Source organism: Microvirga rosea, from assembly GCF_020595095.1.
Lineage (GTDB): Bacteria > Pseudomonadota > Alphaproteobacteria > Rhizobiales > Beijerinckiaceae > Microvirga > Microvirga rosea.
In genome coordinates this window covers 510,626-523,436 of record NZ_JAJDOP010000002.1, presented here as the reverse complement: position 1 = coordinate 523,436, position 12,811 = coordinate 510,626, and the positions used below count along the sequence as shown (strand labels likewise).

12 protein-coding genes are annotated in these 12,811 nt (G+C 64.7%); 2 read left to right on the top strand and 10 right to left on the bottom strand.

The genetic code is table 11. The features are described 5' to 3' along the window. Positions 1 to 3 precede the first annotated feature (3 nt). The 7 genes from LJD17_RS06885 to ygfZ form a co-directional block, all read right to left on the bottom strand. Entirely contained in the window at positions 4 to 2,688 is a 2,685-nt protein-coding gene (locus LJD17_RS06885; protein ID WP_227383410.1) for a DUF2339 domain-containing protein, read from the bottom strand. Positions 2,689 to 2,743: 55 nt separating this feature from the next. Continuing rightward, on the bottom strand, positions 2,744 to 3,262 hold the full coding sequence (locus LJD17_RS06880) for a tyrosine phosphatase family protein (protein WP_227383409.1): 519 nt from the start codon (positions 3,260 to 3,262) through the stop codon (positions 2,744 to 2,746). A 54-nt stretch (positions 3,263 to 3,316) separates the two neighbouring features. Next, on the bottom strand, positions 3,317 to 3,916 hold the full coding sequence (locus LJD17_RS06875; protein ID WP_227383408.1) for an HD family hydrolase: 600 nt from the start codon (positions 3,914 to 3,916) through the stop codon (positions 3,317 to 3,319). Then, positions 3,916 to 4,524: a DNA-3-methyladenine glycosylase I gene (locus LJD17_RS06870; protein WP_227383407.1), complete on the bottom strand. Its 609-nt coding sequence runs from the start codon at positions 4,522 to 4,524 to the stop codon at positions 3,916 to 3,918. The genes LJD17_RS06875 and LJD17_RS06870 overlap by 1 nt, the downstream gene beginning before the upstream one ends. Positions 4,525 to 4,601: 77 nt before the next feature. Continuing rightward, positions 4,602 to 5,243, bottom strand: coding sequence for an FMN-binding negative transcriptional regulator (locus LJD17_RS06865; RefSeq protein WP_227383406.1), 642 nt, complete (start codon positions 5,241 to 5,243; stop codon positions 4,602 to 4,604). 110 nt (positions 5,244 to 5,353) lie between these two features. After that, a complete protein-coding gene (locus tag LJD17_RS06860; RefSeq protein WP_227383405.1) occupies positions 5,354 to 7,300 on the bottom strand; it encodes a hybrid sensor histidine kinase/response regulator in 1,947 nt (648 codons plus the stop codon). Positions 7,301 to 7,405: 105 nt separating this feature from the next. Then, on the bottom strand, positions 7,406 to 8,293 hold the full coding sequence (gene ygfZ, locus LJD17_RS06855) for a CAF17-like 4Fe-4S cluster assembly/insertion protein YgfZ (RefSeq protein ID WP_227383404.1): 888 nt from the start codon (positions 8,291 to 8,293) through the stop codon (positions 7,406 to 7,408). Positions 8,294 to 8,380: 87 nt separating this feature from the next. Between ygfZ and LJD17_RS06850 the strand changes: the two genes are divergently transcribed. Together LJD17_RS06850 and LJD17_RS06845 are read left to right on the top strand one after the other, a co-directional pair. Beyond that, the gene (locus LJD17_RS06850; RefSeq protein ID WP_227383403.1) at positions 8,381 to 9,715 is read left to right on the top strand and encodes a dihydroorotase; all 1,335 of its coding nucleotides are present in this window, start codon (positions 8,381 to 8,383) and stop codon (positions 9,713 to 9,715) included. A 134-nt stretch (positions 9,716 to 9,849) separates the two neighbouring features. Then, entirely contained in the window at positions 9,850 to 10,707 is an 858-nt protein-coding gene (locus LJD17_RS06845) for a protein-L-isoaspartate O-methyltransferase family protein (protein WP_227383665.1), read from the top strand. 16 nt (positions 10,708 to 10,723) lie between these two features. Here LJD17_RS06845 and LJD17_RS06840 read toward each other — a convergent pair whose 3' ends face one another. From LJD17_RS06840 to LJD17_RS06830, 3 genes are all read right to left on the bottom strand, one after another. Further along, positions 10,724 to 11,539 (bottom strand): prephenate dehydrogenase/arogenate dehydrogenase family protein, encoded by an 816-nt coding sequence (locus LJD17_RS06840; protein WP_227383402.1) that lies wholly within the window; start codon positions 11,537 to 11,539, stop codon positions 10,724 to 10,726. Between the two features lie 217 nt (positions 11,540 to 11,756). Further along, positions 11,757 to 12,470: a class I SAM-dependent methyltransferase gene (locus LJD17_RS06835; RefSeq protein ID WP_227383401.1), complete on the bottom strand. Its 714-nt coding sequence runs from the start codon at positions 12,468 to 12,470 to the stop codon at positions 11,757 to 11,759. A 76-nt stretch (positions 12,471 to 12,546) separates the two neighbouring features. Next, the gene (locus tag LJD17_RS06830) at positions 12,547 to 12,804 is read right to left on the bottom strand and encodes a hypothetical protein (RefSeq protein WP_227383400.1); all 258 of its coding nucleotides are present in this window, start codon (positions 12,802 to 12,804) and stop codon (positions 12,547 to 12,549) included. Positions 12,805 to 12,811 lie beyond the last annotated feature (7 nt).

Below are 12,811 nucleotides of genomic sequence, written 5' to 3'. Positions count from 1 at the left end.
TTTTTATCGTGTGGCCGTCAGGTCGCCCGGCCGTTGCACGAGCAGTCGTTGATAAACGAGACCGATGCCGATGAGAACAAGGCCCAGGCCGATAAACGACAGGGCTCGCATGACGCCCTCCAGATTCGCCAGGTCGACGATGAACACCTTTAGGACGGCGAGAACAAGATAAACTGCCGAGGCGAGGCGGGCAAAGCGAATATCGCGGATCAGGCCGATCCCCAGAAGAACGATGCCCGTGACCAGCAGGGCGACCGAGTAGGCCCATTGCTCGCCCTGGGTAAACCCCTTCCAGATGCCGAGGCTCGGTCCCTGGACGATCCGCCTGATCTGAAGCCCGACATAGGACATCTGGAGGAGAAGTCCGAGAATGGCGGACGTCCAGGAATAGGCGGGCGGGCGGGCGCTCCGCTCCTGGAGCGCGAGCGCAAGGGCCAGGATGGCGGGGATCAGGTAAGCCGGGATCAGGGCGTTGAAGAAAACCCCGCCGGGAATGGTGTCGCCGGTAAAGAGCGGGTTCTCGATGATGAGCAGCCCGCCTGCGCAGAGCACGACCGAAATGACCTTGAAGATCAGCGAGCCCACCCGATAGACCGGATCCGACCGCCGCAGGTCGAGGCGAGTCAGAAGGAGCGCGAAAACAAGGCTCTCGGTCGCCACAAGGCCTGCTTCGAGCAGGCTGACGCGGGGCGCCAAGGGGTCGCCGCCGTTCAAGGCGTGACGGATCTCGAAGAAGATCAGGAAGGTGGAAAAGACGATGGCGAGGCTTTCGGTCAGCCGGACCGTGAAATCGCGGCCGTTCCGCTCCAGACGGCGGCTCGCAAGAAAGAAGGCTGCGGCCGGAACCCCATACCCCCAAAGGAGCCAGTTCACGAGGATCGGCCCCGGATTGCCCTCGACGATGGTCGGGCTCCAGACCAGGCGTCCCAGGACGATGAGGCCGATTGCGCCGACCGCGTAACGCAGGGCCGGAATCGCGACCCGCTCGGCCACCCAGGCGGTCGCGAGTGCCGTGAGGGCGAAAGCGACCGTCAGCATGCCCTTGTCCAGCGCGAAGGTGAGCCCCAGGGCAAGGGCGGAGAGGGCTGCGGACGCGGTACCGCCGATCCCGAGCCGTAAGGAAACGGTTTCCCGGTCCTGACTGCGCCGCAGCCACGTGGTTGCCCAGACGAACAGGAGGGCGAGAAGGCCTGCCACCAGGGCAAAGGACACGCTTCTTTCCAGTTCGGCCCCGCGCCAATAGGCAGCCACCAGCGCCAGCAAGGGTGTCACGGCTGCCGTTCCGGCATACCAGGCGACGATCGGCAAAGGCAGCTCCCGGGATCGGGACAGGCGGAACAGGGCGGCACCGGCGATGGCGGAAGCCACCACGACCGCGAAGGTCAGGTAGGCTCCGAGGGCATCGGGGCGAACCGCGAAGGCGTCGCCCGCCTGATAGAAGAGATTTTCCGGGTCCTGGGCGAGGAGCGTCCGAACCGGCCAGACGATCAGGGTGCCGATCGCCATGAGGCCGGACCAGGCGGCCGCCGATGCCACCTGGGGGACCCGCAACCCCGCGGCCAGCAGAATCAGCGCCATGGTCGCGGCGAAAACCGGCCGGGCATCACCGGCCGCGACCGAACTTGCGACGACGATCCCGGCCAAGGCGAAGAGCAGAAGCGCCAAACTCGCCGGGAGGTCGAGCCTGCCGTCTTCCTCGCTCGGATCACCATAGGGATCGATCGCCAGGAAGAAGGCCGCGAATGCGGTTTGGATCGAGAGATGGATCATGGCGGGCAAGGCCGCCCCAGCGCCGATCCAGAAGATCGGCAGGGTCCAGAGCAGGGCGCCTGCTGCTCCGGCCAGCGCCAGCCAGCGCCACAGGCGAAGCCGCGCCACCCCATAGGCTGGCAGGACCACGAAGGCGAGGTAGACCACCAGGGCCCAGGGCTGAGGCTCGTCGGATGAGACGAGCAGGGGACTGCCCATCGCCCCGACGAGGCCAAGGGCCGCCAGGGCGGGTCCGTGCAGGGTTGCGGCGACCATGGCGAAAACCGCGATGATCCCGAGGAGCACGAAGGTGGTGGCGGGGCCGAGGAGGTCGTAAAGGGCATAGGCCGCATAGGCCGACGCGAAGGCCGTGCAGATGCCGGCCGCGGTCAGGATGCTCGGCACGTTGGCGGCCGGGATACCCGGCAGGGCAATGGCCTGATCCCGGCGCCGCAGCCATTCGCCGACGCCCATCAGGCCAAGAGCGAAAAGCGCTCCGAAGATGATGCGGGTGGTCGGATTGAGCAGGTTCTGCTCGATGGAGTAACGGACAAGGAAAATCCCGCCGAGCGCGAGCGCAAGGCCTCCGACCCACACCGCCCAGCGCGTGCCGAGCTTTTCCTCGAAGCCGCGCCCGTCATTCGCCGGAGGGGGCGCCTGGGTGATCGCCGGAACCGGCGCCCGCGTGGGCTCGACCGCCGGAGTTGGTTCGGTCTCTTCGGCGATGCGTTCCTCTGGGGGCTCTTCGGGAACGGGCGGTGCTTCCGTCATCGGGAGAACCGGAGCGGCTCCGGCCCGCAGGGATCCTTCGAGGCGCTCGAGACGGGCCGTGAGCACCGCCACGGCACGGCGTGCCTTAACGGCAAGGACAAGCCCCGTGATGGCGCTGATGGGAAAGGCGAGCGCCAGCAGAACAAGCAGCAGAATTTCGATGTCCAAGGTGAGCCCCCTCGGGTTGTTCCCAGGACAGCGCCGCGCCGCGGCGCGGAATCGGCTAGCCCCTGCTAAGCTGTAACATAAAGGGGGTGCCCTCCATAGCCTCCGCCCCACGGCCGATCCCCCGCACGGCCTCGACCATGCGGCCCTGGCGCCCGAGGATGTCGTCGGCCAGGGCGACGAACCTCGCGTTGGGGGTGGCCGTGGGCGAGGCCAGGCGCAGCGCCTGGGCGATCTCGACCTCGTCCCGTTCGGGCACGAGGGCGCAGGCGGAAATGAAGGCCGCCGCCGTGGAGCGGCTGATCCCGGCCCAGCAATGGAAGACGAGCGGATTTTCGCGGCCCCAGGTCCGCACGAAGGTGAGAAGCTGCTCGATGTGATCCGCGACGGGAAGGATATGTCCGTCCATCGGTTCAACGATATCGCTGACGCCGATAAAGAGGTGCCGGTCCGGAGCAATGGTGGATGGGCGCTCCACGGAGGAGCCCACGTTGATCAACGTCACGATATGGCTCGCGCGGGTTTCCGCGACCGTGTCGTGAAGGCGGGAGAGAGGGCAAACGTGAAGGGTTGGCATGGGGGCGTTTCCGTATCGCAGGCTGTTGAAGGCTAGGGCCGCCGGGAGGCGTGATCAGGGGGGCGTGGCCGTGCAGGCCAGAATCCGTTCGCGATACCGCTCCTCGGCCTCCGCGACGGGCCAGGGATCGAGAAGGCGGTGGACCGTTCGCGGCAGCGGTTCGGGACGCCCGAAGATTCGGACCGCCTCTTCGCGCGAGAAGCCCGCCAGATGGGTCGCCTCGAGGAAGGCGGCCTGCCGGTCGGCCCGTTTGATGAAGCGCTTGAGCACCGCCCCGGGCTCCGAAGGGAGGCCGAAATGGACGTGAATGGCGCCGAGAAGCCGGTGCTCAACCACCTTATAGGCGTCGCCGATCACGGATTTGAAGGGCGAGATGATGTCACCGATGACGTATTCCGGTGCGTCATGCAGCAGAACCGCGAGCCGTGACGACGGCGGCAAGCCTGGATCGAGATGATCGGCGATGGCCCCCACCAGCAGGCTGTGCTGTGCTACCGAGAAGATATGCGGGCCTTCCGTCTGCCCATTCCACCGCGCAACCCGGGCGAGGCCGTGGGCGATGTCGTCCAGTTCGACATCGAGGGGGGAGGGGTTGAGCAGATCGAGACGGCGGCCGGACAGCATGCGCTGCCAGACGCGGGGTTCCTTCGCCATTATGGCTTCTCGGCCAGCGCGGCGCATTCCGCGTGGCGGAAGCAGCCGGTGAGATGGTCGTTCACCATCCCGACCGCCTGCATGAAGGCGTAAACGATCGTGGGGCCCACGAAGTTGAAGCCTTCCGCCTTCAGCGCCTTGGAGATCCGCCGGGAGACATCGGTTTCCGGCCGCACGTCGGCGCGGCTCTTGAGATTGTTCTGGACCGGCCGTCCATCCACGAAATCCCAGAGGAACCGCGAGAATCCGCCTCGTTCCTGGATGGCGAGCCACGCCCGGGCGCTCGCGATCGTGCTCTCGATCTTCGCGCGGTTGCGGACGATGCCGGGATCCAGCATGAGCGCCTCGACCTGCGCCTGATCGAACCTCGCGATCACCGCCGGCTCGAACCCCGCGAAAGCCCTGCGAAAATTCTCACGCTTGCGCAGGATGGTGATCCAGGACAGGCCTGCCTGAAAGCCGTCGAGAATCAGTTTTTCAAAAAGCGCCCGGTCATCGTATTCGGGAACGCCCCATTCCGTGTCGTGATAGGCCACGTAGAAAGGGTCCGTGCCGGGCCACCAGCAACGGGCCTTGTGATCGGGGTGTAGGATCAATCCGTCGGTCATCCGGATGGTTTAGCTTCGTTGGAACGAAACGGGAAGATCCGTGTGTGCCGAAAAGGCGACCTCCGAGGAAAGAGGTGTCAGCTCTTCCTTCCGAGCCGGTCGACGAGATCTGCCATTTCGAGGGCTTTCGGAGCGCCTTCGGCCCGCAAACCGGCGCTGACGCCGTTCCGGTCCGCCTCGGGGCGGTTCTGGCTCGCCTTCCATTTGCCTTCGATGCGCGTGATCTCGATCTGGACGCCGACGATTCCCTTGAGCTGCGCGGCGAGGAAGTCGTCCGGGGCATCGCCGACATGCCAGGGTTCGGCGAAGCCCGCTTCCTGCCGGCTCGTCAGGGCGACGATCTGCTCTTTCACCCAGGCCGCATCGTCCATGAGCGTCACCGGACCCGCAGCCTGGACGACCGCGTAGTTCCAGGTCGGCACGACCTTCGCCGTCTCGCGCTTCGTCTCGTACCATGAGGGCGTAATATAGGCATCCACGCCCTGGAAGATCACGAGCGCTTCCATTCCGGCTTCGATGTCGCGCCATTGAGGATTGGCGCGGGACAGATGGGCCTTCAAGGTTCCCTGAGGCGAGGCGGAGGTGTCGAGGACGAACGGGATGGGATTGGCCATGAGTCCGGAACGTCCCCCGGTCACCAGCATGCCGAGCGTCTGAGCCCGGATGAAATCATGCAGGATGTCGAGGCGATCCTCACGGAAATGCGGCGGCTGGTACATGGGGTCCCCTCGGTGCTCGACAGCCTTCTTAGACGGCCCGGCCGAGCGCCTTCCAATCAAATTTTACAGGGGCGGGACATCACCCAAATCGATCGGCCGTTTCTCCCGATTCAGTTCCGGGAGCGGAGAAAGCGGAGCTTGTCGGCCAGTTCGGTCCATCGATAGGGCTTGCTGATGAACGCCGTTCCTTCGGGGAACCCTTGGGTCGGGAGGGTCGAGACGGGGTATCCCGAGGCCAGGAGGATCTTGATCGAAGGACGCAGGCGCAAGGTCTCCTTGGCCAGTTCCAGCCCGTTCATGCCGCGGGGCATGACCACATCCGAGAACAGGACATCGATAGGGGTGCCCTCGTGCAGGATCCCGAGGGCCATGGTGGCGTCGGTGGCCGTCAGCACCTCATAGCCGAGGGTGTCGAAGATCTCCTTGGCGATTTCGAGGACTTCCGGCTCGTCTTCGACGATCAGGACCGTCCCGGCCGTCTGCCTGATGTCCTGGTGATCCGATTCCGGCGTGGTCGACTGCTCGTCGCCCTCCTGGGCGGGCAGCAGCATGATGACCGACGTGCCTTGCCCCGGTGTGCTGTCGATTTCGATATGACCGCCTGACTGCATGACAAACCCATAAACCTGACTTAATCCGAGACCGGTGCCCTTGCCGACTTCTTTCGTCGTGAAGAACGGCTCGAAGGCGCGACTCACGGCTTCGGGAGACATCCCGGTTCCGGTGTCCGACACCGTCACGCGAACGTATTCGCCGGGCTTGAGCTGAGTCGCATAGGGGTCGCCCTCTCGGACGACCACGTTGCTCGACCTGATCAGGAGAATACCACCCTCGGGCATGGCGTCACGGGCATTGATGACGAGGTTGAGGAGGGCCGTTTCGAACTGCGGTCCGTCGATGCTCGACGACTTGAGCTGCGGATCCAGAGCGACCTGAAAGTCGATGATCTCGCCGCAGGCCCGATGAAGAACGGGCTCGAAACCCTTGATGAGGCTGTTGGGATTGTTGAGTTCCGGCTGGAGCGGCTGGCGGCGCGAAAAGGCCAGCAATTGCTGCGTCAGCTTCGCGCCCCTGTTGGCCGCGCGCTGCGCGCTCTCGATGAGGCGCTTGTCCCGCGGATCGCTGGCGTTGCGCGTGAGAAGATCGAGATTGTTGACGATGATGGTGAGAAGATTGTTGAAATCGTGCGCGATGCCGCCGGTCAGCTGACCGACCGCTTCCATTTTCTGGGACTGGAAGAGGGCCTCCCGCGCCTGCGCCAAGGCCTCCTGGGCCATTTTGCGTTCGGTGATGTCGCGGGTGATCTTGGCAAAGCCGATGAGGTGCCCCGCCGCGTCACGGATAGGATCGATGACAACGCTTGCGAAAAAGCGCGTGCCGTCCTTACGCACACGCCAGCCCTCATCCTCGAACTTTCCCTGCTCGATGGCCGTCTTCAGCGCGCGCGCCGGGCGGCCGCCCGCGCGGTCCTCGTCGGTGTAGAAGCGGGAGAAGTGCTCTCCGATGATCTCGCCTTCGTTATACCCCTTGAACCGCTGCGCGCCGGCATTCCAGTTCGTGATGTATCCCTCGGGATCGAGCATGTAGATGGCGTAATCCGTCACGCCCTGGACGAGCATCCGGAACCGCTGCTCGCTGAGCTTCAAGGCGTCTTCCGTCTTCTTCCGGTCCGAGACATCGCGGGTAATTTTGGCAAAGCCTAGGAGGTTTCCCTGGGCATCGCGAATGGCATCGATGACCACATGGGCCCAGAAGCGCGTGCCATCCTTGCGGACGCGCCAGCCTTCTCCCTCGAACTTGCCGTGCTCGGCCGCCGTCTTGAGCGCATAGGCGGGAAAATCGATGGCGCGATCCTCATCGGTGTAGAAGCGGGAGAAGTGCTCTCCGATGATTTCGTCCTCGTTGTATCCCTTGAACCGTTGCGCGCCGGCGTTCCAGCTGACGATGGTCCCCGTCGGGTCCAGCATGTAGATCGCATAGTCGGTAATGGACGACAGAAGGAGCTGCAGCAGCCCTTCATCCCGTGCTGCTGACCGATGAATGGTCACAGAATTCATCAACTCGTCCCCAACCACGCTACGTGCCCACCTTCACGCCGCAAGCGCCAAGGCTTAACTCAAGGGAACGCCTAGGTGAACCATCCGTTCCCAAAATGATCGCGTTCATGCTTTCCGGACCGAGGCTTCAGCCTCGCCGGGAAAGGGAAAATCGACCCATGCAGGTTTTTCCAGTGTGACGGGAATGCCTCCAGCGCGAATGGGTTCCCCGGCAGCCAAGGCGTCGGCCGCCCGGTCGAGCCGGATCATGAGCAATCCGCGGCCCCGGGCCCCGGTGCCTGTCTTTCCAAGATTCTTTTCACCCGCCACAACCTCGACTCCGGCCTCTGCGGCAAAACCGCCCTCGTAGATGGCCGGAACGATGCGCGTCCGCGCCGTTCCCCGGTGCTGCATGCGGGAGACGACCTCCTGGCCGATGTAGCAGCCCTTGTCGAAATCCACCCCGTGAAGCTGATCCATCAGGGCCTCATGCGGAAAGGCATCGCCGAACAGGAAATCCCGTCCACCCTCCGGAATCCCGAGCGCGATGCGGCGGGCTTGGTATTCCTCGACCGGCACGGTCGCGAATTCCTGCGCGTCCTCGGCGGCCACGATCGCCCGCCATCCGATCTCCGGGAGGCGCGGGTCTTCGGATATGAGCCCGGCTTCCTGCCCGGGAGGCGGTGCCTCCCATCCGGCCGCCACCGCCAGCGCGTCGGAGCGGTCCTCGATGGTGACCTTGGCCCGGAGCTTGTAGAAGGTCAGGCGCTTGGCGAGATCCGGGGCGAAAACCTTGGCGACATCGAGATAATAACCGCCCCCGATCTCGGCCGGAGCCTCGAAGACGATGAAATCGAACAGAATCTTGCCCTGTGGGGTCAGGAGCGCCCCCCATCGCGCCCGTTGCGGGGACACGCGATCGAGATCGCACGTGACGAGGTTGTCGAGAAAGGTCTTGGCGTCCTCGCCCGAGACCCGTACCACTCCCCTGTCGGCGAGATGAGCTGACGGCATATGTTGCTCCGCGGCCTTGTTCTGTTGCTCTTGGCTCCTGCGTGACATATGCCCGGTGAGCACCAGCCTCAAGGGATGAGAACGCATATGCCCCAGACCTTCGATTTGATTCTCAAGGGCGGCGTCGTCGTCAATCACGATGGACGCGCCGAGCGGGATGTGGGTGTCAGGGGCGGCACCATCGCGGCCATCGGAGATCTGTCGCGCTCATCCGCGGCGCGGGAGGTGGATTGCAAGGGCCTCCATATCCTGCCCGGCGTCATCGATACCCAGGTGCATTTCCGGGAACCCGGGCTCGATCATAAGGAAGATCTCGAATCCGGGTCCCGTTCCGCCGTCATGGGCGGCGTCACGGCCGTCTTCGAGATGCCCAACACCGATCCGCAGACCACGACCCCGGAGGCGCTGGCCGACAAGATCGGGCGCGGCCATCACCGCATGCATTGCGACTTCGCGTTCTGGGTCGGCGGAACGCACGAGAACGCAAAGGATGTCGCCGATCTCGAGCGCCTTCCCGGCGCCGCCGGCATCAAGGTCTTCATGGGATCGTCCACGGGGTCGCTTCTCGTCGAGGACGACGAGGGCATCGCCGCGATCCTGCGCCGCACCCGCCGTCGCGCCGCCTTCCATTCGGAGGACGAGGCCATGTTGCGTGCCCGCAAGGACCTGCGCGTCGAGGGCGATCCGCGTTCCCATCCGGTCTGGCGGTCCGCCGAGGTAGCGTTGACCTGCACCAAACGGCTCGTGCGGATCGCTCAGGAGACCGGCGCGCGCATTCACGTTCTCCACGTCACCACAGCCGAAGAAATGGCGCTCCTGAAAGAGCACAAGAATCTCGTCTCCGTCGAGGTGACGCCGCATCATCTGACCCTCGTGGCCCCGGATGCCTACGAGCGCCTGGGCACCTACGTGCAGATGAATCCGCCCGTACGTGATGAGATCCATCGCGCCGCCTTGTGGCAGGGGCTGGACGAGGGCATCGCCGACATTCTCGGCTCCGATCACGCGCCCCATACGCGCGCCGAAAAGGACAAGGTCTATCCGAACACGCCCTCCGGCATGACGGGGGTGCAGACCCTGGTTCCGATCATGCTCGACCACGTCAATGCGAGCCGGATGACCCTGGAGCGCTTCGTCGACATGACGAGCGCCGGACCCAAGCGCCTGTTCGGCATCGCGCGCAAAGGCCGGATCGCTGTCGGCTACGATGCGGACTTCACCGTCGTCGATCTCAAGCGGCGGGAGACGATCACCAACGACTGGATCGCCTCGAAATGCGGCTGGACGCCCTATGACGGCGTGACCGTCACCGGGTGGCCCATGGGAACGGTCGTGCGTGGAAACGTGGTGATGTGGGATGGCTCCCTCGAAACACCGGCTCAGGGAGAGGCCGTCCGGTTCGAAGAGACCCTGAGCGGCTGAGGACCGCCGGGCTCCGTGCCTCGTCTTTGACTCGCTTCCGCGCTGGGAAGAAGATCGCACGTTTCCCGTGGAGGTGTGCGGTGGAGAATAATCCGGAACAGATCACCGATCCCGAAACCCTCGCGACCATTCGGATGGCCTATGCCAAGCAGATCCTGGCGCTCGCCGGCATCGGCGATGCTCCCAGGCTGAAGAAGGCCTTCGCAACCGTGCCGCGCGAGCGCTTCATCGGCCCGCCGCCATGGCAGATCTCGCGTCCGCCGCTCGGCTATGTCACCTTGCCTTCGACGGATCCGGTGGTCGTTTATCAGGATGTCCTGTTGGCGCTTTCGCCGGAGCGGGGCGTCAACAACGGCAGCCCTTCGCTTCATGCGCAATGGTTGCATACCTTGTCCCCGCGTGAGGGCGACAGGGTCGTCCATATCGGCGCCGGAACCGGTTATTATACGGCCTTGCTCGCTCATCTCGTGGGGGAGAGCGGTCATGTGCTCGCCGTGGAATACGATCCCGATCTCGTGGAACAGGCCAAGAAGAACCTTAGCGAATTTCCGTACGTCACCGTGATTCAAGGAGACGGTGCCGACTGGCCGCAGGAAGAGGCGGACCGGATCTACGTCAACTTTTCCGTGGTCCGTCCGGCCGATGCTTGGATCGGGAAGCTGCGGTCCGGAGGTCGCCTGGTTCTGCCGCTTGGCGTCCCGCGCCCGAAAGCCACCGCTCGGGGTGGGCGTCATGCCCTGCACGGAGCCGGCTTCTGCTTCGAACGGGAGGGGGAGCGGATCCATGCGCGCTGGATCGGCCCCGCCTATTTCATTTGCGCGGAAGGCCGGTTGGCGGGAGCGAACGACGAGGCGGAACGGCTGAAAGATTCCTTCGAGCGCGGGGGCGTGGAATTCGTGCGCAGCCTCGTGCGGGGCCCGCCCGCGGCTCCCCAGCGGTGTTGGTTCGTCGGCGCGGGATGGGCATTGTCCTTCGACGAAGCGGTGGGCTGATCGACGGCGGGCCGCATCAGAGGGTCCGGTCCGACGACAGGCGGACCGGTTTCAGCACGTCCTTCGCAGCATCCACGAAGGCCCCCATGACTCCGCGCCCGTAGGGATTGTCGAGGACGATCGTGCGGAACAGCTCGTCGGTGTCGTGGCGCACCATGTCCGTCATGCTTCTCAGATGTTCGAACGACACCGTCGTCAGCTTCCCGCCCGGGAGATCCATGGCGGCGGTGACGCGCCCCAGCAGATGCGTGAGCCCCTGGACATAGGCCATCTGCCGGTCGTGATCGTCCGGTGTCGTGGCGATCACATCGAGCCCGAGGCGGCGGCGCAGAAAGCGAGCCACGAGCCGGCCCTTCACATCCGCCCCAGCGCAAAGGGCGATGCGAAGCCCTGCGATTCCGTTCCTCCCGCTCTGCGGGCCGAAAAGCGGATGCGTGCCGATCAGATGTACGGTGTCGGGCAATTCATCTCCGAGGATCGCCAGAGGCTCCACCTTCACGGAGCAGACATCGATGACGAGCGTGCCGGGGCGCAAGTGCGGCGCCAGGAGCCGGGCCAGCGGGCGGAGGCTCCGGAGCGGCACCGCCAGGAGCACGATGTCCTGCCGCGCGGCCGTGACGATGTCCACGGCTTCGACGTTCCAGCGATCGCAGAGAGCTTCGAGATCGCGCCGTTCATCGCAGATCCGCACATGGAAAAACTCTCGAAGATGCGGAATGCAGAACTCCCCGAACGCACCCGCACCGATGATGGCGAGGCTGCGCCGCCGCAGGGAAGCGTTCGGACGCGACGTCGGCGAGTGGAGGGAGGGGTAATTGATGGAAGTGCTCATGCGGTCCTCGGAGAGTTCGACCACCGCAGGGCAGTGCTGAAATGAAAACGCCGCCATGCGGCGGCACCATTTCGACAAAATCGATCGACCCGTGCCGCTTCTATGAAGACGGCGGATAATACGAAGCGTTCAGGGGGCGGGTCGTGATCATGAGACGGATCAACACGATTTCGTCGCGCAGGTCAAGGCGCGTCACCCTGTCCGTGCGCAATGAATCCTAGCGGGCCTTCCTTGTCAGCCAGGCGCCCCAGAACAGGCTCGAGAAAAATCGCGTCGGCTCCTCGAAGCCCGCATCGTGCAGAAGTCCGGCGATCGCCGCCTCGGAATGGGGTGGGTCGGCGCCATTGAGAATCTTGGCGAGTTTGGCATCGGCCTCCTCCGAGGAGGCCCCTTGCATGATCCAGCGTTGCCTCCAGGCCGCCAGCATGAGCGGCTGGCTCTGATAGGCATAGTGATTGCCCGCGAGGACGAAGACGCCGCCGGGTTTGAGCCGCGATGCGATGGCGGCGAGGATCGTCCTCTTCGCCTCGTCGCCCGGCAGATGGTGGAGCACGCCGATCAGGGTCGCCGCGTCGAACGACGCGTCTTGCGGAAGATCCTCCACATAGCCGAGATGGAGGGTCGTCCGGTCGAGAAAGCCAGCGGCTTCCAGGCGGTTTCGGGCGATGTCGATCATTGGCGGCGCGGGATCGACCGCCGTGAAATGCCATCCTGGCTCCTGCGGCGCGATCGACAGAACCTCCTGCGCGGTTCCGGCTCCCGCGATGAGAAGGCGGGCCGATGTTCCGGGCCCGAGCGCGGCGGAGAGCATGCAGGCCGTCAGGTCATGGCAGGCATCGTAGCCCGCAAGGGCGATGCGGCTCTGGCGGTCGTATTCACCGGCGCGTGCGGGATCGAATTTCTTGGCGCTGTCGGCAGCCGTTTCGGACATGGGCACTCAGCAAAGATACGGACGCCGCCGGAAGAGGTGGTCCGGCGACCGTCTCCGACGGGATGCGGCCCTGATCCTAGTGCTTCAGGGCCATGGAGAAGTTGCCGCTGCGGATCTTGTCCGGCAACGTTGCCGCGTACTCCGCCACCGCATCCTCGCCGTAGGTGGCGACGAGTTCCGTGAAGGCGGCGAACAGGGCGGCCTGCGCCATGCAATCGCCATCCAGGCCGTCAAGCTCGGCCTCGGCAAAAGCCTCGGTCACATAGCTCAGGGCAGCCTGTTTAATGGCGCTGAGTTCGGGCAGGTCGGGGAGGAGGACGTCGTTATCGTTCATGATCCAG